The 20,462-nt window shown below is 72.4% G+C and carries 20 protein-coding genes; 9 read left to right on the plus strand and 11 right to left on the minus strand.

What is annotated here, in order from left to right:
• Nucleotides 1–18: 18 nt before the first annotated feature.
• From pstA to ACUY4T_RS12240, 6 genes are all read right to left on the minus strand, one after another.
• A complete protein-coding gene (gene pstA, locus ACUY4T_RS12215) occupies nucleotides 19–1,116 on the minus strand; it encodes a phosphate ABC transporter permease PstA (protein WP_446019234.1) in 1,098 nt (365 codons plus the stop codon).
• Complete coding sequence (pstC, locus tag ACUY4T_RS12220; RefSeq protein ID WP_446019235.1) at nucleotides 1,116–2,054, minus strand: phosphate ABC transporter permease subunit PstC; 939 nt, start codon at nucleotides 2,052–2,054, stop codon at nucleotides 1,116–1,118. Before pstC ends, pstA begins: the two co-directional genes overlap by 1 nt.
• Before the next feature lie 89 nt (nucleotides 2,055–2,143).
• Entirely contained in the window at nucleotides 2,144–3,244 is a 1,101-nt protein-coding gene (locus ACUY4T_RS12225) for a phosphate ABC transporter substrate-binding protein PstS (RefSeq protein ID WP_446019236.1), read from the minus strand.
• A gap of 173 nt (nucleotides 3,245–3,417) precedes the next feature.
• Nucleotides 3,418–4,362 (minus strand): NUDIX hydrolase, encoded by a 945-nt coding sequence (locus tag ACUY4T_RS12230; protein ID WP_446019237.1) that lies wholly within the window; start codon nucleotides 4,360–4,362, stop codon nucleotides 3,418–3,420.
• Nucleotides 4,359–6,557: an RNA degradosome polyphosphate kinase gene (locus tag ACUY4T_RS12235; protein WP_446019238.1), complete on the minus strand. Its 2,199-nt coding sequence runs from the start codon at nucleotides 6,555–6,557 to the stop codon at nucleotides 4,359–4,361. Before ACUY4T_RS12235 ends, ACUY4T_RS12230 begins: the two co-directional genes overlap by 4 nt.
• Nucleotides 6,558–6,602: 45 nt before the next feature.
• Complete coding sequence (locus ACUY4T_RS12240; protein WP_446019239.1) at nucleotides 6,603–7,292, minus strand: response regulator transcription factor; 690 nt, start codon at nucleotides 7,290–7,292, stop codon at nucleotides 6,603–6,605.
• Between the two features lie 73 nt (nucleotides 7,293–7,365).
• Here ACUY4T_RS12240 and ACUY4T_RS12245 point away from each other — a divergent pair, with 73 nt between their 5' ends.
• The 4 genes from ACUY4T_RS12245 (at nucleotide 7,366) to ACUY4T_RS12260 (ending at nucleotide 10,674) form a co-directional block, all read left to right on the plus strand.
• On the plus strand, nucleotides 7,366–7,704 hold the full coding sequence (locus ACUY4T_RS12245) for a hypothetical protein (RefSeq protein WP_446019240.1): 339 nt from the start codon (nucleotides 7,366–7,368) through the stop codon (nucleotides 7,702–7,704).
• Nucleotides 7,705–7,844: 140 nt separating this feature from the next.
• Nucleotides 7,845–8,453 carry a nitrobindin family protein gene (locus ACUY4T_RS12250; protein WP_446019241.1) on the plus strand — a complete coding sequence of 203 codons (609 nt, stop codon included), beginning with the start codon at nucleotides 7,845–7,847 and terminating at the stop codon, nucleotides 8,451–8,453.
• A complete protein-coding gene (gene ygfZ / locus ACUY4T_RS12255; RefSeq protein WP_446019242.1) occupies nucleotides 8,453–9,598 on the plus strand; it encodes a CAF17-like 4Fe-4S cluster assembly/insertion protein YgfZ in 1,146 nt (381 codons plus the stop codon). The genes ACUY4T_RS12250 and ygfZ overlap by 1 nt, the downstream gene beginning before the upstream one ends.
• A complete protein-coding gene (locus tag ACUY4T_RS12260) occupies nucleotides 9,595–10,674 on the plus strand; it encodes an FUSC family protein (RefSeq protein WP_446019243.1) in 1,080 nt (359 codons plus the stop codon). The genes ygfZ and ACUY4T_RS12260 overlap by 4 nt, the downstream gene beginning before the upstream one ends.
• Before the next feature lie 8 nt (nucleotides 10,675–10,682).
• Here ACUY4T_RS12260 and ACUY4T_RS12265 read toward each other — a convergent pair whose 3' ends face one another.
• Nucleotides 10,683–11,492, minus strand: a complete 810-nt coding sequence (locus tag ACUY4T_RS12265; protein ID WP_446019244.1) for a class I SAM-dependent methyltransferase — start codon at nucleotides 11,490–11,492, stop codon at nucleotides 10,683–10,685.
• 93 nt (nucleotides 11,493–11,585) lie between these two features.
• On the opposite strand from ACUY4T_RS12265, the gene ACUY4T_RS12270 reads away from it, so the two are divergent.
• Nucleotides 11,586–12,332 carry a phosphoglyceromutase gene (locus ACUY4T_RS12270; protein WP_446019245.1) on the plus strand — a complete coding sequence of 249 codons (747 nt, stop codon included), beginning with the start codon at nucleotides 11,586–11,588 and terminating at the stop codon, nucleotides 12,330–12,332.
• 82 nt (nucleotides 12,333–12,414) lie between these two features.
• Here ACUY4T_RS12270 and phoU read toward each other — a convergent pair whose 3' ends face one another.
• On the minus strand, nucleotides 12,415–13,068 hold the full coding sequence (phoU, locus tag ACUY4T_RS12275; protein ID WP_446019246.1) for a phosphate signaling complex protein PhoU: 654 nt from the start codon (nucleotides 13,066–13,068) through the stop codon (nucleotides 12,415–12,417).
• Nucleotides 13,069–13,258: 190 nt separating this feature from the next.
• Here phoU and ACUY4T_RS12280 point away from each other — a divergent pair, with 190 nt between their 5' ends.
• Together ACUY4T_RS12280 and ACUY4T_RS12285 are read left to right on the plus strand one after the other, a co-directional pair.
• A complete protein-coding gene (locus ACUY4T_RS12280) occupies nucleotides 13,259–14,527 on the plus strand; it encodes a sensor histidine kinase (RefSeq protein WP_446019247.1) in 1,269 nt (422 codons plus the stop codon).
• Nucleotides 14,524–15,207: a response regulator gene (locus ACUY4T_RS12285; RefSeq protein ID WP_446019248.1), complete on the plus strand. Its 684-nt coding sequence runs from the start codon at nucleotides 14,524–14,526 to the stop codon at nucleotides 15,205–15,207. Before ACUY4T_RS12280 ends, ACUY4T_RS12285 begins: the two co-directional genes overlap by 4 nt.
• 67 nt (nucleotides 15,208–15,274) lie before the next feature.
• Here ACUY4T_RS12285 and ACUY4T_RS12290 read toward each other — a convergent pair whose 3' ends face one another.
• Entirely contained in the window at nucleotides 15,275–15,730 is a 456-nt protein-coding gene (locus ACUY4T_RS12290; protein WP_446019249.1) for a DNA modification methylase, read from the minus strand.
• A gap of 161 nt (nucleotides 15,731–15,891) precedes the next feature.
• Between ACUY4T_RS12290 and ACUY4T_RS12295 the strand changes: the two genes are divergently transcribed.
• Entirely contained in the window at nucleotides 15,892–16,374 is a 483-nt protein-coding gene (locus ACUY4T_RS12295; protein WP_067948714.1) for a CarD family transcriptional regulator, read from the plus strand.
• A gap of 83 nt (nucleotides 16,375–16,457) precedes the next feature.
• Nucleotides 16,458–17,723, plus strand: a complete 1,266-nt coding sequence (gene ispD, locus ACUY4T_RS12300; protein WP_446019250.1) for a 2-C-methyl-D-erythritol 4-phosphate cytidylyltransferase — start codon at nucleotides 16,458–16,460, stop codon at nucleotides 17,721–17,723.
• A gap of 25 nt (nucleotides 17,724–17,748) precedes the next feature.
• Here the strand turns inward: ispD and ACUY4T_RS12305 are convergent, their stop codons facing one another.
• The gene (locus ACUY4T_RS12305) at nucleotides 17,749–18,399 is read right to left on the minus strand and encodes a response regulator (protein ID WP_446019251.1); all 651 of its coding nucleotides are present in this window, start codon (nucleotides 18,397–18,399) and stop codon (nucleotides 17,749–17,751) included.
• The gene (locus tag ACUY4T_RS12310; RefSeq protein ID WP_446019252.1) at nucleotides 18,396–20,438 is read right to left on the minus strand and encodes a sensor histidine kinase; all 2,043 of its coding nucleotides are present in this window, start codon (nucleotides 20,436–20,438) and stop codon (nucleotides 18,396–18,398) included. Before ACUY4T_RS12310 ends, ACUY4T_RS12305 begins: the two co-directional genes overlap by 4 nt.
• Nucleotides 20,439–20,462: the final 24 nt, after the last annotated feature.

Raw genomic sequence — 20,462 nt, forward strand, 5'->3', positions numbered from 1 at the left:
TTACTGGGGTGCTGGGGGTCAGCGACCGAACTTGGGGGCGAAGAACCGCGCCACGAGGCGGGCGATCAGGTTCAGCGCCATGACGATGAGGATCAGGGTGAGGGCGGCCGCCCAGGCGCGATCGAGGTAGGCAGAGGCCGGCGTGCCCTGGTTGGCGTACTGGGTGTAGACGAACACGGGCAGGGACTGCATGCGACCCTCCATGAGGTCGTAGTTCATGCTGTTCGTGAACCCGGCCGCGATGAGCAGCGGAGCCGTCTCGCCGATCACGCGGGCGATGGAGAGCATGATGCCCGTCGTGATGCCCGCGATCGAGGTGGGCAGCACGACCTTGACGATCGTCAGCCACTTCGGCACGCCGAGCGCGTACGACGCCTCGCGCAGCTCGTTCGGCACGAGGCGCAGCATCTCCTCGCTCGAGCGGACGACCACGGGGATCATGAGCACGGCCAGCGCGACCGCGCCCGCGATGCCGGTGCGGGTGCCCGGTCCCCAGAAGATCGCGAACAGCGCGTAGGCGAAGAGGCCGGCGACGATCGACGGGATGCCGGTCATCACGTCGACCAGGAAGGTGATGCCGCGTGCGAGGCGGCCGCGGCCGTACTCGACCAGGTAGATCGACGTCATGAGGCCGATCGGGATGGAGATCAGCGCCGCGGTGCCGGTCATGAGCAGCGTGCCCACGATCGCGTGCAGGGCGCCGCCGCCCTCGCCGGTCACGTTGCGCATCGAGTAGGTGAAGAACTCGATGTCGAACCGGCTGATGCCGAACGTGACGACCGTCACCGACAGCGAGATCAGTGGGATCATCGCGAGGATGAACGCGCCCGTGACCAGCGCCGTGACGAAGCGGTCGGTCGACCGCCGCGAGCCCTCGACGATGCGTGAGAGCACGGTGATCACGACGACGTAGACGAGGGCGGCGACGATGAGCGTGCCGACCCAGTTGAACTCGGCGCCCGCCAGGGCGATGACGCCGAAGACGCCGGCCGAGACGACCAGGCTCGCGCCGAGGATCAGCCAGGGCGAGCTGTTGGGCAGCTTGCCGGCCGTCAGCGAGTTGCTGACCGGCGCCGCGGCGGTGCGCGGTTCGGGAGGGGTGATGGTGGTGGTCATCAGTTCGCTCCAGAGAACTCGCTGCGGCGCGCCACGACCCAGCGGGCGATCGCGTTGACCGCGAACGTGACGACGAAGAGGATGAGGCCCGTCGCGATGAGGACGTTGACGTTGATGCCGTACGCCTCGGGGAAGCTCAGGGCGATGTTGGCCGCGATGGTGGACGGGTTGACCGACGTGAGGAGCTGGAAGGTCACGGCGCCGGTGGCCGAGAGCACCATGGCGACGGCCATGGTCTCGCCGAGCGCGCGGCCGAGCCCCAGCACGGCGGCGGAGATGATGCCGGGACGCCCGAAGGGGAGGACCGCCGTGCGGATCATCTCCCAGCGGGTCGCGCCGAGGGCCAGTGCGGCCTCCTCGTGCAGGACGGGCGTCTGGAGGAACACCTCGCGCGAGATGGCCGTGATGATCGGGATGATCATGACCGCGAGCACCATGCCGGCGGTGAGGATGGTGCGGCCGGTGCCGGAGACCGGGCCGGAGAACAGCGGGAACCAGCCCAGGTTCTCGACGAGCCAGGCGTAGACCGGCTGCACGGCCGGAGCCAGCACGCCGATGCCCCACAGGCCGAACACGACCGACGGGACCGCGGCCAGCAGGTCGACGATGTAGCCGAGCGCGGCCGCGAGGCGCCGCGGCGCGTAGTGGGAGATGAAGAGCGCGATGCCGATCGAGATGGGCAGCGCGATGAGGAGCGCGAGTGCGGCCGCCCAGACGGTGCCGAAGACGAGGGGGCCGACGTAGGACCAGAAGTTCGTGTCGAGGATGGACGCGTCCTCGCTGGTCGCGAAGAGCGCGGGGATGCTCTGGACGATGAGGAACGTCGCCACGGCGGCGAGGGTGACGAGGATCATCGAGCCGGCGAAGACCGCCGACTTCGCGAAGACGCGATCGCCCGGGCGCTGCTTGGCGCGGATCGGCGCGTTGGCGGTGGTCATTCTGGAGGATCCTCCGGTCGTGGTGCGGGACATGGCGGTGCCCGACCCCGTCCGTTCCGATGGAACTTCAGGGGTCGGGCACGAACCTACTACTTGATCGAGTCGATCGCCGCCGTGACCTTCTCGCGGAGCGAGTCGGAGATCGGCGCCGAGCCGGCGGCCGCCGCAGCGGCGTCCTGGCCCTCGGGGCTCGCGATGTAGGAGAGGTAGCCCTTCACGAGCTCGACGTTCTCGGGCTCGGCGTACTCCTGGCACGCGATGAGGTAGCTCACGAGGACGATCGGGTACACGCCGGCCTCCTCGGAGGTGCGGTCGAGCTCGATCGCGAGGTCGCCGTCGGCGCGGCCCTCGACGAACGGCGAGGCGTCGACGATGGCGGCGGCGGCCTCGGGCGAGTACTCGACGAACTCGCCGCCCACGCCGACCGCGACGGTGCCGAGGTCGCCGGCGCGCGAGGCGTCGGCGTAGCCGATCGTCCCGGTGCCGTTGGTCACGGCGTCGACGACGCCCGAGGTGCCCTGAGCGGCCTCGCCGCCCTCGAACGGCCAGACGCCGTCGGCCTCGTAGGTCCACACGTCGGACGCGGCGGCGCCGAGGTACTCGGTGAAGTTCTCGGTCGTGCCCGAGTCGTCCGAGCGGTGGACCGGCGTGATGGCCTGGTCGGGGAGCTCGACGCCCTCGTTGGTCGCGGCGATCGCGGGGTCGTTCCACTTGGTGATCTCACCGGCGAAGATGCCGGCGATCGTGGCTGCGTCCATGTTGAGCGAGTCGACGCCCTCGAGGTTGAAGATCACTGCGATCGGCGAGATGTAGAGCGGGAGCTCGACGATCGAGGTGTCGGGGGCGCACTTGGCGAAGCCGCCCGCGGCGACCTCCTCGTCGTTGAACGCGCGGTCGGAGCCGGCGAAGTCGCTGGCGCCCTCGAGGAACGTGTCGCGACCGGCGCCCGAGCCGGACGGGTCGTAGTCGATGGTGACATCCGGGTTGGCGGTCTGGAACTCCGCGATCCAGGCCTGCTGGGCGGCGTCCTGCGACGAGGCGCCGGCGCCGACGAGGTTGCCCGAGAACGACGACTCCGAGCCGGCGTCACCGCTGTCGGTGGTGCCGCCCTCGTTCGCCGCGCAGGAGCTGAGCGCGAGTGCCGCGGTCATGGCGATGACGACGGGCGCGCCGAAACGCTTGAGGTTCACGTGATTCCCTTCCGGGGGGTGTTGGAGTGCAGGGGCTGGGCCGGTGCCGACCCGCCTGCGACGCTAACCAGCGTGCGTGACGAGCGTCCCCCACGACGGTGAACGGAAGGTGAACTGGGGCTGACTCTCGGGGAGGGCGAGGCTGGGAATCCGCCGGGACCGCCGCGACGCCGTCAGCCCTTCGGCGCGTGCGTCTCGATGGCGATGATGCCCGACGACGGGTTCGTGGCCGACAGGTGGACGACGCTGAACTCGCCGACCTCGAGCCCTGCGGCATCCGTCACGTAGGAGCCGAGCGGGGTCGCGGTGGCCAGCGCGATCTCGCGCATGATCTCGGGGAGCACCGGGCCGTGGCTGCACACCACGGCGCTCTTGCCGACACGCACCCGCTTGCCGATCACCCGGCGGACCTCGTCCCGGCCGGCCTCCCATGCATCCTGGCTGACGCCGTCGTCGCGCTTGACGGTGACGCCGGATGCCGCGGACAGGGGCGTCACGGTCGTCACGCAGCGCACGGCGGGGCTCGCCACGATCTTCTTCGGCGCCCAGGCCGTCAGCGTCTCGGCGAGCTCGACCGCCTGGCGCACGCCCCGCTCCACCAGTGGCCGGGAGGTGTCCGGCCCGTCCCACGAGCCGCGCGACTGCGCCTTCGCGTGACGGAGCACGATGAGCGGGAACGTCTCGGTCACGCCCTGGTCCAGCAGCTCGGCGAAGTTGTCGAGGATCTCGCGGTCGGGCTCGTAGGTCAGGTACGTGCGCGCGCGCTTGATCGTCACCCACTCGAGTGCGGCGATCTCGCTGTTCGGGCGGAAGGTCGAGCGCTGCACGGCCTTCTCGCTGACGTGCGCGGCCCAGTAGTGCACGATCTTCTCGCGGCCGCTCGGCAGGGCGTACCGCGAGACGCCGAGCGGCACGCCGAGCGCGACCCGTATCCCCGTCTCCTCGGCGATCTCGCGCACGGCGGTGCGCGGGAGCGTCTCGCCGGGGTCGACCTTCCCCTTGGGGATCGTCACGTCGCCGTAGACGGTGCGGTGCACGACGAGCACGTGCACGCGCCCGTCGATGACACGCCAGCACACGGCGCCGGCTGCGTAGACGGCGGTGGCGGCCTGGCTCATCGCCGCTTCGCCGTTCGCGTGCTGCGGACGACGCGGGTGCTGCGCTGCGCGACGCGCTCGATGCGCAGGTGCTGCAGGTCGTCGAGCGGTCGGCCGTCGTCGTCGATCGAGTGCCGGGTCCAGGTGCCGTCGCCGTCGAGCCACCACGAGCTGGTGCGTTCGTCCATCGCCTCGTCGAACAGCTCGCCGATCTCGTTGACGTGGTCGGGATCGGTCAGCCGGACGAGCGCCTCGACGCGACGGTCGAGGTTGCGGTGCATCATGTCGGCCGAGCCGATGTACACGACGGGGTCGCCGTCGTTGTGGAAGGTGAAGATGCGCGAGTGCTCCAGGTAGCGGCCGAGGATGGAGCGGACCCGGATGTTCTCGCTGAGCCCGGGGATGCCGGGCCTGAGGCTGCAGATGCCCCGCACCCAGATCTCGACGGGGACGCCCGCGTTCGAGGCGCGGTAGAGCCCGTCGATGATCGCCTCGTCGACCATCGAGTTGACCTTGATGCGGATGCCGCTCGGCCGGCCGGCCTCGGCGTTGCGGATCTCCTGGGTGATGAGCTTCAGGAGCCCCTTGCGCAGGTGCAGCGGCGCGACGAGCAGCCGCTTGAACTTCTTCTCGATCGCGTAGCCCGAGAGCTCGTTGAACAGTCGCGTGAGGTCCTTGCCGACCTGGTCGTCGGAGGTGAGCAGCCCGAGGTCCTCGTAGATGCGGCTGGTCTTGGGGTTGTAGTTGCCGGTGCCGATGTGGCTGTAGTGGGTCAGGCGGCCCTTCTCCTGGCGGATGACGAGCGCGAGCTTGCAGTGCGTCTTCAGCCCGACGAGGCCGTAGACCACGTGCACGCCCGCCTTCTCGAGCTTGCGGGCCCACGAGATGTTGGCCTGCTCGTCGAATCGCGCCTTGATCTCGACGAGGGCGAGCACCTGCTTGCCCGCCTCGGCGGCGTCGATGAGCGCCTCGACGATGGGGCTGTCGCCCGAGGTGCGGTACAGCGTCTGCTTGATGGCCAGCACGTCGGGGTCGGCGGCGGCCTGCTCGAGGAACGCCTGCACGCTCGTCGCGAACGATTCGTACGGGTGGTGCAGCAGCACGTCCTTGCGGCCGACGGCCGAGAAGACGTCGACGGGCAGGTTCGGCTCCGAGCGCATGAGCTGCGCGTTCGTCGCCGGCACGTGGGTGGGGTAGTGCAGTTCGGGGCGGTCGATGCGCGCCAGGTCGAAGAGCCCGCCGAGGTCGAGCGGCGCCGGCAGGCGGTAGACCTCCTGCTCGGTCACGTCGAGCTCGCGGACGAGCAGGCCGAGGGTGACGTCGTCCATGTCGTCGGAGATCTCGAGCCGGATCGGCGGGCCGAACCGTCGTCGCAGCAGCTCCTTCTCGAGCGCCTTGATGAGGTTCTCGGTCTCGTCCTCCTCGATCTCGACGTCCTCGTTGCGGGTCACCCGGAACACGTGGTGGTCGAGGATCTCCATGCCGGGGAAGAGGTCCTCGAGGTGGTTGGAGATCAGGTCCTCGAGGGCGATGTAGCGGGCGTCCTCGATCGGTTCGGCGGGGTCGACGCGCACGAACCGGTGCAGCATCTGCGGCACCTTCACGCGCGCGAACTCCAGTCGCCCGGTGCGGCTGTTGCGCACGCGGACCGACAGGTTGAGCGAGAGCCCGGAGATGTACGGGAACGGGTGCGCCGGGTCGACGGCCAGCGGCATGAGCACCGGGAAGATCTGCGTGCCGAAGAACTCGTGCACGTGCGCGTGCTCCGCCTCGTCGAGGTCGTCCCAGGACACGACGCGGATGCCGGCGTCGGCGAGCGCCGGCTTCACGAGCTCCTGGTAGGCGCGGGCGTGGCGGAGCTGCAGCTCGTGCGCCTTCCGCGAGATGTCGGCGAGCACCTCGTGGGGGGTGCGCCCGACGTTGGTCGGAACGGCGAGGCCCGTGTTGATGCGGCGCTTGAGGCCCGCGACCCGGACCATGAAGAACTCGTCGAGGTTCGACGCGAAGATGGCCAGGAAGTTGGCGCGCTCGAGCACGGGCAGCCGCGGGTCCTCGGCGAGTTCGAGCACGCGCTGGTTGAAGGCGAGCCAGCTCAGCTCGCGGTCGAGGTAGCGCTCGGAGACGAGTTCGGGCGCGCCGTCGGTGTCGAGCGGCTCGAAGTCGTCGTCGAAGTCGCTGGAGGTGCGGTCTTCGTCGAGGGTGGTCTCCGCGGTCATCCACACATCATGCCACCGGGGTGGGACCCGGTGGTGAAGCGGAGGTCACGGGACGGCGACGTCCGCGTCCCGCTCGTCCTCCTCGTGGACGTTGAACCGGTACCCGACGTTGCGCACCGTGCCGATCAGGTTGTCGAGGTCGCCGAGCTTGGCGCGCAGGCGGCGGACGTGCACGTCGACCGTTCGGGTGCCGCCGAAGTAGTCGTACCCCCACACCTCGCTGAGCAGCTGCTCCCTGGTGAAGACCCGGGACGGGTGGGCGGCGAGGAAGCGCAGGAGCTCGAACTCCTTGTAGGTGAGGTCGAGCGTGCGCCCGTGGACCTTGGCGGAGTAGCTGGCCTCGTCGATGACCACGCCGGAGGTCTGGATGCGCTCCGCGGGCTGCGACGCCTGCGCCCGCCCGATCGCGAGCCGGACGCGCGCGTCGATCTCGGCCGGTCCGGCGTGCTCGAGGATCACGTCGTCGACGCCCCAGTCGGGCGTCACCGCGGTCAGCCCGCCCTCGGTCATCACGAGCACGAGGGGTACCGAGAGCCCGGTCGTGCGGAGGATCTGCGCGAGCGCCTTGGCACCGGCGAGGTTGGTGCGGGCGTCGAGGAACACGAGGTCGGCGTCGGGGGCGCGCACCAGCTGATCGGGCGACGCGGGGATCACGCGCACCCGATGGGTGAGGAGAGACAGGGCCGGGAGAACGTCTTCGTTGGCTGCCGGCGTCAGGATCAGCAGCTGCGCCACGCACACCCTCCAGTAGTAAGGTGCGGTCCATACTACGGGACGCCGGGTGGCCTCCCACGGAACGAGGGACATGATGGGCGACGCGCAGGGCCGGCCGGCGACGGCGGGCGAGCCGACGACGACGTGGGGGCGGTGGGCCGTCCCGGCCGTCTGGGCGATCGCCGCAGTCGGCTCCGCGCTGGTCGTCGGCGCGGCGTACGCCGGCAGGCGGGAGTGGTTCGGCGAGGCCTCCGCGACGGCGGCCTACGCGCCGCTCGGGATGGTGCTCGCGGCATCCGTCATCGCCTCGATGGCCCTGCAGCTGGCCTCGCGGCAGCCGCACGGGTTCGTCGGCCGCGTGAGCGCGTCGATCGCGGGCGCGGTCGTCGCGGTGGCGGTCGGGGCCGTCGCGCTGCTGCCGCTCGCCCTGTGAGCACCGGGTAGACTCCCACCATGGACTCGCTGCTCGCCCTCGAACTCTTCTTCATCGGCCTGCTCGGCCTCGCGAGCCTGGCCATCGCCTGGGTGAGCGGCGTGGTCGTCTTCCGGCTCTTCAAGGGGCAGCGCTAGGCCGTGATCGAACTTCCGGTCGACCTCCCCGCGGAGCTCGTTCCGCTCTCCTGGCTCATCGGGGTGTGGGAAGGTTCCGGCGTGCTCGACTACAAGGTCGGCGACGACTCGGTCACGCGCGAGTTCGGCCAGCGGGTGAGCTTCAGCCACGACGGGCTGCCCTACCTGAACTACACGTCGTCGACCTGGCTGTTCCCGGCCGAGGAGGGCGGGGAGCCGACGCCGCTGGCGGCGGAGACCGGCTACTGGCGGCTCGCGCGCACGCTCGGCCAGGGCGACCCGGGTCCGGCGATGCTGCCGGCGACCGGCCCCACGCGGTTCGGCGACGCCGAGGCCGTCGAGACCCTGCGCAACGACGCGGGCGGGTTCGACCTGGAGGTCGCGCTCGTGCACCCCGGCGGCGTGAGCGAGCTCTACCTCGGGCAGGTCAAGGGTCCGCGCATCGACCTGGCCACGGACGCGGTCATGCGCGCCGCCGGCGCCAAGGAGTACGCGGCCGCGACGCGTCTCTACGGACTCGTCGAGCACCACCTGCTCTGGGCCTGGGACATCGCCGCCCTCGGCCAGGACCTGCGCACGCACGCCTCCGGGCGTCTCGCGAAGGTCGACTGATGGCCCACTCGCCGTTCCTGTCGCTCCCCGGCGCCGTGCCGGCGGAGGGCGCCGACGCGGGCGTGCCCGCGCACTACGGCAACCCGATGGTCGAGCAGCGCCGACTCGAGCAGGGGCGCGCCGTCGTCGACCTCTCCCACCGGGGCGTCGTGACGGTGGCCGGCCCGGACCGGCTGTCGTGGCTGAACTCGATGGCCAGCCAGCGCCTCGACCACCTGCGACCCGGCGAGTCGGCCGAGGCGCTGTTCCTCGACGCGTCCGGACGCGTCGAGCACGCCGTGCACGTCGCCGACGACGGCGAGCGCACCTGGCTCGTCGCCGAGCGGGACGACGCGGCGGCGCTCGCGGCGTGGCTCGACCGCATGCGGTTCATGCTCCGGGTCGAGGTCGCGGACGTCTCCGACGAGGTGGCGGTGCTCGCCGCGATCCCCGCCGGCGGCGCGTTCCCGCTCGAACTCTCGGAGGGCGCCCTGCGCTGGTCCGATCCGTGGCGGCTCGAGCTGCCCGGGGCGCACCGGTACGCCGTCGACCCGGCCCACCCCGGGGCGCAGTGGCGGTACGTCGAGGCGATCGTGCCGCGCGATGCGCTCCCGGGCCTCGCCGACGCCGTCCGCGCGGGCGCCGCCGAGCCCGCCGGGGTGCTCGCGCTCGAGGCGCTGCGGATCGCGGCATGGCGGCCGCGGTTCGCGACCGAGGTCGACGAGAAGACCCTGCCGCACGAGCTCGACTGGCTCCGCAGCGCCGTCGACCTGCACAAGGGCTGCTATCGCGGGCAGGAGACCGTGGCCAAGGTCGTGAACCTCGGCCGGCCGCCGCGACGACTCGTGATGCTGCACCTCGACGGGAGCGACACCGTGCTGCCCGCGCCGGGCGACGAGGTCGTCGGCCTCAAGGTCCGGCCCGAGCCCGCCCCCGGCGAGGAGCCGGAGCGACGCGTCGTCGGGCACGTGACGTCGTCGGCGATGCACCACGAGCTCGGGCCCGTCGCACTGGCCGTGGTCAAGCGCGCGGTGCCGCCCGGGCTCGAGCTCATCGTCGAGAGCCACGGCATCGACGTCGCCGCCTCGCAGGTCGAGATCGTGCCCGCCGATGCCGCGGCGGCGATCGACGTGCCCCGGCTGCCGAGGCTCGGCATCCGGCCGTGACCCGGTCGCCGGCCGAGGCGGCGCGCCTGGCCGCGCGATTCGGTCGACTGCGCGACTCCCTCCCCGCGATCCTGCAGATCTGCGTCACCGCGATCGCGGCGTACGCCTTCTCGCTGCTCGTGATCGGTCACGAGCAGCCGCTCATCTCGGCGCTGGTCGCGATCACCTCGCTCGGGTTCGTGCGCGACGCCCGACCGGTGCGGGTGCTCGAGACCGTCGTCGCGATGACGCTCGGCATCGCCCTGGCCGAGGCGCTGCTCCTGGCCGCGGGCAGCGGCATCTGGCAGTACGCGCTCGCGCTCGCGGTCACGCTCGCCGTCGCCCGGTTCCTCTCGGGGAATGCGTCGTTCGCGATCGCGGCGGCCGTGCAGTGCTCGCTCGTGATGCTCGTCCCCGCACCCGAGGGCGGGCCCTTCGTCCGCACGATCGACGCCGTCGTCGGCGGGGCGTTCGCGCTGCTCGCGACCGCCGTCATCCCGCGCGACCCCCGCCGCACGGCGCTGCGCGACGGCCGCCGGCTGCTGGGCGAGCACGTCGGCGTGCTGCTCGACCTCGCCGCGGCGCTCCGCGAGGGCGGGGCGGATGCCGCCGGGCGCGCGCTCTCCCGGGCGCGGGCCACGCAGCCGGCCGTGGAGGCGTGGACCTCGAGCGTCGACTCCGGCATCGCGATCGCGCGGCTGTCGCCCCTGGTCCGATCGGCGCGCTTCGACCTGGAGCGGCAGCGCACGATGCTCGCGGGGGTCGACCTCGCCACGCGGAACCTGCGGATCGTGGCCCGGCGCATCGAGTGGACGCTCCGCGACGGGCGACCGCGCGAGGAGATCGCCGACGTCGTCGCCCGCATCGCGGTCGCGGTCGAGGTGTTCGACGAGTCGCTGCGCGACGTCGCCCAGCAGCCCGTGGCGCGGCAGGGCTTCGCGGAGATCGTCCGGCACCTCGACCCGGCGGCGATCCTCCCCGACGGGCCGACGGGCGACCGCATCACGCTCGCGGCGCTGCGTCCCTACCTGGTCGACCTCCTCACGGCGACCGGCCTCGGCCTCGACGAGGCGCGCGGCCTCCTCCCGGCGGACTGACCCCGGCGTCAGCCCGGTGCGACGGCCGCCCAGTCGAGCGTGAGCTCGCCGAGGCGCCAGCGGCGGGTCCCGCCGCGGACCGGCCACCCGGCCTCGTGCAGGTCGCGGACGACGGCGATCCACCGCTGCGACGGCCCGTACACCGACAACGGGGCGTGGACGCGCCATCCCCGATCCAGGTCCAGGAGCAGCCGGTGGACCCGCTCGCCGGGGACGTTGCGATGGATCAGCGCCTTCGGGAGTCGCTCGGCGACCACCGACGGCGCATCGAGCCCGGTGAGGCGGAGGCTGACCGTGAACGTCTGCGGGCCGGCATCCGTGACGCCGATCCAGCTCGAGATCCGGCCGAGCTCGTCGCACGTGCCCTCGACGAGCAGCCCGCCGGGCGAGAGCCGGCCGGTCATGCGCGTCCAGGCGGCGGCGACCTCGGACTCGTCGTACTGGCGGAGCACGTTGAAGGCGCGGATCACCGCGGGCGAGCGCCCGCCCGCCACGGGCACCTCGAACCCGCCGACCGCGAACGACACGGGCACGTCGGACGGGAACGCGGTCCGTCCGGCCCGCACCTCGGCGAGCTGCGCGTCGGCGGTGCGCACCCGCGCGGGGTCGATCTCGAGCCCGAGCACCTGCACGTCGCCCCTGGCGCGCCGCAACCGCGCGGCGAGCTCGAAGGCGGTCACGCCGCTCGCGCCGAACCCCAGGTCGACCACGAGCGGGTCGGCGGCGCGGCGGAACTGCGGCTGCTCCGCGATCCAACGGTCGACCCGGCGCAGGCGGTTCGTGTTGGTCGTGCCCCGCGTGATGGATCCGACCGGCATGCCGACAGTCTCGCAGGCGCCGGCCGGGGCGGCATCCGTCGCGTCGCGACCCGCCCCGCGAGGCGCGCCGGACGCGCCGCTAGGCTGGGGCGCATGGTCTACACCCTCGTGCTGCTGCGCCACGGCCAGAGCGACTGGAACGAAAAGAACCTGTTCACCGGCTGGGTCGACGTCCGGCTCAGCGACCTCGGCCGCTCCGAGGCGAAGCGGGCGGGCGAACTGCTCGTCGAGAAGGGCGTGCTGCCGGACGTGCTGCACACCTCGGTGCTCACGCGCGCCATCCAGACGGCGAACCTCGCCCTCGAGGAGGCCGACCGCCTCTGGGTCGACGTGCGCCGGTCGTGGCGCCTCAACGAGCGCCACTACGGCGCCCTGCAGGGCCTCGACAAGGCCGAGACCCTCGAGAAGTACGGGCAGGAGCAGTTCATGCTCTGGCGGCGCTCGTTCGACACCCCGCCGCCCGTGCTGGCCGACGACGCCGAGTGGTCGCAGGTCGGCGACCCGCGGTACGCCGGCCTCTCCGACGACGAGATGCCGCGCACCGAGTGCCTGAAGGACGTCATCGCGCGCATGCTCCCGTACTGGGAGTCCGACATCATCCCCGACCTGCGGACCGGCAAGACGGTGCTCGTGACCGCGCACGGCAACTCGCTGCGCGCGCTCGTCAAGCACCTCGACGGCATCTCCGACGACGACATCGCCGGGCTGAACATCCCGACCGGCATCCCGCTGGTGTACCGGCTCGGCGAGGACTTCATGCCGACCGGGCCCGGCGAGTACCTCGACCCCGAGGCGGCCGCTGCGGGCGCCGCGGCGGTGGCGGCGCAGGGCAAGAAGTAGCTCCGGCACGAGAACGAGGGGCCGAGCGGATGTCGCATCCGCTCGGCCCCTCGTGTCGTTCCTGCCGTGCAGGACCGGTGGCTCAGACCGCCTCGGGCACCCAGTCGCCGGTGGCGAGGTACTGCACCTTCTTGCCGATCGAGACCGCGTGGTCGGCGAACCGCTCGTGGTAGCGGCTCGCGAGCGTCGCGTCGACGGTGTCGACGGCCTCGCCCTTCCAGGTCTCGCCGAGCACCTTGTCGAACACGGAGAGGTGGAGCGCGTCGACCTTGTCGTCCTCGTTGCGGATCTCCTCCGCGAGGCGGACGTCCTCGTTGCGCAGCAGCTCGACGAGCTTCCGGGCGATCTCGACGTCGAGCGTGCCCATCTCGGCGAACGTCGGGCGCAGCGACTTCGGGACGACCTTGTCGGGGAAGCGGTAGCGGGCCAGCTGGGAGATGTGGGTGGCCATGTCGCCCATCCGCTCCAGGGACGCCGAGATGCGCAGCGCGCTGACGACGATGCGCAGGTCGCGGGCGACCGGCTGCTGACGGGCGAGGATCGTGATGGCGAGCTCGTCGAGTGCGAGGGCGCGCTGGTCGATCAGGTGGTCGTCGGCGATGACCTCCTCGGCCAGGCTGACGTTCGACTCGTTGAAGGCGCGCGTGGCCTTCTCGATGGCCTCGGCGACGAGCGTCGCGATCTCGACGAGCCCGTCCTGGACCTCTCGCAGTTCCTGCTGGAACACCTCACGCATGAATATCCGACCCCTTCGGTCTCGGCTCCGCGCGTCGGGCACGCGGGAGCAGCCGGTGCGGGACCGGCCCGCGACATCCTCCCCGTTGCAGGTGAACAGCAGGTGCCGCGCTCCTGAACACTGCCTAACCTACCCTCGCCCGACGTCATCGCGGACGTGACGGGCCCGGCCGGTGGTTATCGTTGGATCCATGGACTCCACCTGGTCCGTGCTCGCCGCGCTCGCGCTCGGCGTGCTCATCGGGGCCGGCTTCACCGTCGTACTGCACGTCGCCGAACGGCGGGGGCAGAGCGCGGCGCGCGTCGTGGCACCCACGATCCCCGACGGCGTCGACCAGTTGCTCGACGTGCTCGAGTCGGCCGGCGTCGTGCTGGACCCGTCGAACAACGTGCTGCGCGCGTCGCCGGGCGCGCTGGCGATGGGGCTCGTGCGCAACCAGATGCTCGTGCATCCCGAGCTGCTGGAGCTCGTCGGGTCGGTCCGGCGCACCGGGGAGCCCATCGAGACCGAGCTGCTGCTCGCCCGCGGTCCCTTCAGCGACGCCACGATGCAAGTCGACGTGCGCGTGGCCCGGCTCGGCACGCGATTCGTGGTGCTGCTCGCCGACGACCGCACCGAGGCGCGCCGTCTCGACGAGGTGCGACGCGACTTCATCGCGAACATCAGCCACGAGCTCAAGACCCCGATCGCGTCGGTGAGCCTGCTCGCGGAGGCGCTCGACCACGCGGCCGACGAGCCCGATCGCGTCCGGCGGTTCGCCGAGCGGCTCTCGATCGAGTCGACCAGGCTCGCGCACATCACGAGCGAGGTGATCGAGCTCTCGCGGCTGCAGGCGCGCGACGCGCTCCGCCGCGACGAACTGCTCGATGTCGACCGCATCGTGGCCGCCGCGGTCGACCAGAACCGCATCGTCGCCGCGGCCAAGGGCATCGAGGTGCGACTCCGCGCGAAGTCGAAGGCGAAGATCTACGGCGACGAGGCGCTGATGGTCGTGGCCGTGCACAACCTGGTGGCCAACGCCATCGCGTACTCCGGAGAGGGCGGCCGCGTCGGGATCGGCGTCACGGTCGACGGGGACGCCGTGGAGATCGCGGTCGCCGACCAGGGGATCGGCATCGCCTCCGAGGACCAGGAGCGCGTGTTCGAGCGCTTCTACCGCGTCGACCAGGCGCGCTCGCGCAACACCGGCGGCTCCGGGCTGGGCCTCAGCATCGTCAAGCACGCGGTCCAGAACCACGGCGGCGACGTCCGGGTGTGGTCGCAGGCGGGCCGCGGCTCGACCTTCACCATCCGGCTGCCGCTCGCCGAGCCGCCGGTCGCCCGGCCCGAGCCCGAGGAGGCGGAGGCAGAGACCGTGTCCGCGGGGCCCGACGCGCCGTCCCCCGCACCCGACTCCGAGACCCCCGCCCGCATCGAAGCGGCCCTGCCGGCCGCGCCTTCCCGAGGAGACCGCACGTGACCACCCGCATCCTGCTCGTCGAGGACGAGATCGCGCTGAGCGAGCCCCTGAGCTTCCTGCTCGAGCGCGAGGGCTACGAGGTGGAGGTCGCCGCCGACGGGCCGTCCGCGGTGGAGGCGTTCGACCGCGCCGGCGCCGACCTCGTGCTGCTCGACCTCATGCTGCCGGGCCTGCCCGGCACCGAGGTGTGCCGCGAGATCCGCCAGCGATCGCAGGCCCCCATCATCATGCTCACCGCCAAGGACTCCGAGGTGGACATCGTCGTCGGACTCGAGCTCGGCGCCGACGACTACATCACGAAGCCCTACTCGACGCGCGAGCTCCTCGCGCGGATCCGGGCGGTGCTCCGCCGCCGGATCGAGCCGGAGGAGCACGAGGACGGGGTCATCGCGGGCGGGCGGGTCCGCATGGACGTGGATCGCCACACGGTCGAGGTCGACGGCGAGCCGGTCGCGATGCCGTTGAAGGAGTTCGAGCTGCTCGAGCTGCTCATGCGCAACGCCGGACGCGTCCTGACCCGCGGCCAGCTCATCGACCGCGTGTGGGGCAGCGACTACTTCGGCGACACGAAGACGCTCGACGTGCACATCAAGCGCATCCGGTCGAAGATCGAGGCGACGCCGTCCGAGCCCGTGCAGCTGGTCACCGTGCGCGGACTCGGCTACCGGTTCGAGGCCTGAACACGACGAAGCGGATGCCGCGCTCGCGCTGCGGCATCCGCTTCGGTGAAGTGCGATGGGGTGCCGGTCAGGGCACGAGCTCCTCGTACTCGGGCAGGCGGCCGTCGAGCACCGGCACGGTGACCTCGCGGCCCTCGGCGCCCTCGGTGACGAAGAAGGCGGTGACCAGTCCGCCCACCTCGGCGTCGAGGCGCTCGACGAGCACGGGCTCCTCGTCGGTCGCGCCGGGGGAGACGGTCTCGCCGGCGTCGACGTCGATCTCGATGGTCTCGCCCGCGATCTCGATCCCGAGCGTGGCGTCCTCGTCGCCCGAGTTGGTGACCGAGAGGACGAGGTTGCCCTCTTCGCCGTCGTCGCTGACCACCAGGGCGTTGCGGACCTCGAGCGCTCCGACGTCGACCGAGATGCCGTCGCTCGCGTCGTACTCCTCGGTCGTCGCCTGGTACGTGATCATGGCGCAGCCGCTTCCGCCGATGGCGATGCCGAGAGCCAGAGCAGCGGATGCCGCGAGACGCGCCTTCACAGAACCTCCAACGTGACGTGCGTGCGCGCGGGCGCATGCGATCGCCGCGCGGGAACATCGATGAGTCTAGCCTACGGCGGGGCCGCTCCCCGGGGGTGGAGGCGGAACCCTAGCACTACCTCGGTGTGATATCCTGAAAGTTGCCGAAAGGACGTCTATTCATGCTGTTTGAGGTTGGCGAGACCGTTGTCTACCCCCATCACGGAGCCGCGACGATCGTCGAAGTCAAGAAACGCATCATCAAGGGCGAAGAGAAGCTCTACCTCAAGCTGAACGTCACGCAGGGCGACCTCGTCATCGAGGTTCCGGCCGAGAACGTCGACCTCGTCGGCGTGCGTGACGTCATCGGCAAGGAAGGCCTCGACAAGGTCTTCGAGGTGCTCCGCGCCCCCTTCACCGAAGAGCCGACCAACTGGTCGCGCCGCTACAAGGCGAACCTCGAGAAGCTCGCCTCGGGTGATGTGATCAAGGTCTCCGAGGTCGTGCGCGACCTGTGGCGCCGCGACCAGGACCGCGGCCTCTCCGCGGGCGAGAAGCGCATGCTCGCGAAGGCCCGCCAGATCCTGATCTCCGAGCTCGCGCTCGCGGAGAAGACCGACGAGGAGCAGGCTTCCACCGTCCTCGACGAGGTGCTCGCCTCCTAGGCCGAGCCCCTTCGACGATCGCCGCCGGCGCTGACGCGCACGGCGGCGATCGTCGTCTCCGGGGCATCGACCGGCTCGGGTCGATGGGCCCGGAGCGGTCGTCGCTGGGCGGCTACGGTGGAGGGGTGAACGACTCCACCGTCGCCGTCATCGTGGTCGCGGCCGGCTCCGGCACGCGACTCGGGCATCCGGAACCCAAGGCCCTCGTCCCGCTCGGCGGCGACACGATCCTCGGCGTCGCGCTGGATGCCGTGCTCGGCATGCGCGTTGCGCCGTTCGTCGTGGTGGTCGCCCCGGCCGACCGCGTCGACGAGGTGCGCGCGCGGTACGCGCCGCGCGCGGCCGCGGCATCCGCCGACCTCGTGGTGGTCGCCGGCGGCCTCACCCGGCAGGAGTCCGTCGCGCGCGGCATCGCCGAGCTCCCGCGCGAGATCGAGGTCGTGCTCGTGCACGACGCGGCGCGCCCGCTCGCGCCCGCGGCGGTGTTCGACGAGGTGGCCGCCGCGGTCGAGGCGCGCGGACACGGCATCGTGCCCGGTCTCGCCGTGGTCGACACCGTCAAGCGCGTCGACGGTGAGGGGCGGATCCTCGAGACCGTCGACCGCTCCGAGCTCGCCGCGATGCAGACCCCGCAGGGCTTCCCCCGCGAGGTGCTCGAGTCGGCGTACGCGGGCGCCGCGGCGGACTTCACCGACGACGCCGCCCTCGTCGCGGAGGCGGGCTTGCCGGTCTACGTCGTCCCCGGCGATGCGCGGGCGTTCAAGGTCACCGTCCCCTCCGACCTCGATCGGGCCGAGCAGCTCGTGGCCGCGCGCGGCGGGACCGGAGCCGCCGCCGAGCGTGCAGTGCACCGTGCCCTGACCCCGCACGCAGCGGCCCCGCGTGTCGGCACCGGCGTGGACGTGCACGCGTTCGCCGAGGACGCCGACACCCCCCTGTGGCTCGCCGGCCTGGAGTGGCCCGATGAGCGCGGACTCTCGGGTCACAGCGACGGCGACGCGGTCGCCCACGCGATCTGCGACGCGCTGCTCGCGGCCGCCGGACTCGGCGACATCGGCGGCATGTTCGGCACCGACGACCCGCGGTTCTCCGGCGCGCACGGCGAGGTGTTCCTCGCCGAGACCGTACGGCGGCTCGCCCAGGCGGGGTGGCGCGTCGGAAACGTGTCGGTGCAGGTGATCGGCAACCGTCCGAAGCTCGCCCCGCGACGGGCCGAGGCCGAGGCCGCGCTGACGCGGATCGTCGGGGCGCCGGTGAGCGTCGCCGCGACGACGACCGACGGCCTCGGCTTCACCGGCCGGGGCGAAGGCGTCACCGCCCTCGCGACGGCGAGCATCCTCCCGGCCTGAGCCGCGGAACCGCCGGGCGACGACGTCATCCACGGCCGAGGCCCGCGGCGCGTGCCCGCTCGATCGCCTCGTCCCGGGTCGCCACGCCGAGCCTGGCGGGGATGCCGGCGAGCACGTTGCGCACGGTCTTCACGCTCAGGTGCAGCCGACGGGCGATCCCGGCCGGGTCGTGGCCCGCGGCGAGCAGGTCGAGCACCTCGCGCTCGCGTTCCCGGAGCTCGGGAAGGGGCGGTCGCCACGGACCGGCCGCGGGCTGCAGCAGCGCCGCCGCCCGGGTCGCGATGCTCGCACCGAGCAGCAGCTCCCCGCGCGCGGCCGCGCGCACGACGCGGACCAGTTCGTCGGGGTCGGCGCCCTTGAGCACGAATCCGACGGCGCCCTCGCGGAGAGCGGCCCCGACCGCCTCCTCGTCGTCGACCATCGTGAGCATGACGACCCGGACGCCCGGGGCCCGCGCGCGGATCGCGCCGAGGGCGTCGACGCCGCTGCGCCGCGGCATCCGGATGTCGAGGAGGAGGACGTCCGGGGCCTCGGTCACGGCGAGGCGGACGGCGTCGTCGCCGTCCTCTGCCTCGGCGACCAGGTCGAGGTCGCCGACGGCGGCGAGCATCGCCCGGACGCCCTGCCGGAACAGCGCGTGGTCGTCGGCGATCGCGACCCGGATCGCCTCGGTCACGGTACCTCCGCGGCGACCGCGGCCCCCGGGATGCGGGCCACGACGGTCGTCCCGGCGGTGCCGCCGGAGACCTCCAGGCGTCCGCCGAGCTCGCGCGCACGGCGCGACATCGACTCGCTGCCCACGCCGATCCCGCCCGCGCCGGGACCATGCCCGTCGTCGGCGATGCGGAGCACGAGCTGGCCCTCCTCGAATCCCAGCGAGACGGTGCACCGCGAACCGCCGGAATGGCGGACGGCGTTCGAGATGGCCTCGAGTGCGATCGCGTACGCGGCCGCCTCGGTCGCCGCGGAGAGCACGGGAGTGTTCCCCGCCTTCACCTCCACGCGCACGGGTCCGGTCATCGCGTCGGCGTATGCGCGGACGGCACCGACCAGGCCGATGTCGTCGAGCGCCGGCGGGCGCAGGCCCCGGACGATCCGTCGGACGTCGTCGACCGCGTGGGTCACCTGCCGTCGCGCCTCCCCGACGAGGTGGACCGCGGTGCCGGGATCGTGTGCGGCCTCGCGCTCGGCCGCCCCGAGGGTCAGCGTCGCCGCGGCGAGCGTCGGACCGAGCTCGTCGTGCAGGTCGTCGCGGATGCGCCGGCGCTCGTCCTCCCGTGCGGCCACCAGGGCACGGCGCGATCGGTCGAGCTCGCGTGCCAGCCGGCGTCCGTGGAGCACGGCGGCGAGCTGCGCGCACACGGGCTCGAGCGCCTCGTACTGCGCCGGGTCGAGGCGCTCGCCGGGGCGACGCGGCTCGAGCACCAGCCGCCCCTCGAGTCGACCGGCGTGCATCAGCGGCATGACGAGCCCCTCGCCGTGCACGGCGCGCTCGACATCCTCGTCGCCGACCTCGATCGCGGCCCCCCGCAGCCCGAGCGCCTCGGCGATCGAGCCGGCCACGACGTCGGGCGCGAGCGAGGGCGTGGCGGCCAGCGCGAGCCCCGATCCGAGTTCCGCGAGCGCGCGTCGCCGGTCGAGGTCGCTGCCGGTGAGTGCTCGCCGGGCCACGCTCACCGACAGGCGATCCACCCACGGCAGCACGATGCCGAGCAGTGCGGCGGGCAGCGCGAACGCCACCGCTGGCTCGGCCCCTCCGGCCGCGAGACCGAGCGCCCCCAGGACGTAGATCGCCAGCGCCGCCAGTGCGGTCGCCGCCGCGGCCACGATCCGAGTGACGGGCGCCGCTTCGGCCCAGAGCCCGCGGCGCAGCACGGCGGACGCGATGGCGACCGGGACGGCGAGGAACGCCGTGACGAGGACCGGTTGCAGCACCAGGTCGATCGCGCCGCCGGTCGGGGCCAGACCCGATCCCTGCAGCACGGCGGCGATGCCGAGCGCCGCGAAGGCGGCCCCGAGCGCCGCAGTCGTTCCTCCCGTCAGGCGTCGTCGCTCGCGATCGCCCGTGACCATGTCCGCGACGAGGTTCGCGAGGACCAGCACGACGACGACCCCGGTGGCGACCGGGACCGCCGGCCCGACCTCGCCGCTCGCGGACGCCTGGAGGGAGAGGATCGTCCAGCCGACGCCCGCGACGACGAGCGCCCACCCCCACCATCCGCGGACCACCCCGTCGGGGAACGACGCCACCCACCAGACCAGCAGCAGGACGGATGCGTCGACGAGCGCACCCGTCCACCAGAGCGCCGGCTGCTCGGCGACCAGTGCCGGCACGAACTGCGGGAACCCGGCGGAGATCGCGGTGAGTGCGGCCGCGGCCGTGATCGCCCCGCGCGGCTCCGGGCTCGCCGCGGCGCCCCGCAGCAGGAACGCCGCCACGGCGAGGCAGGCGGCGGCGACCAGGAGCGACGACACGAGTCCGACGGCGACGTACCCGTCGATCCCGATCCCGAGTCCCGACAGCCGCGCCGCCGCATCCTCCCCGAGCGAGCCGGGCGGGCACCGTCCCGGCTCGCAGGCTGCGGTGCGCGCGCGCCAGACGGCGGGGATCGAGTAGAGGGTGACGGTGCCGGATGCCACGGCCGCGACCGCCACGAGGGAGATCGCGACGCGACTCGCCGCGCTCCGCGCGGGTCGCTCTCGGCCGGGCTCCATGGCCGCAGTGTATCCACGGGTCGG

The organism is Agromyces arachidis (assembly GCF_052805135.1).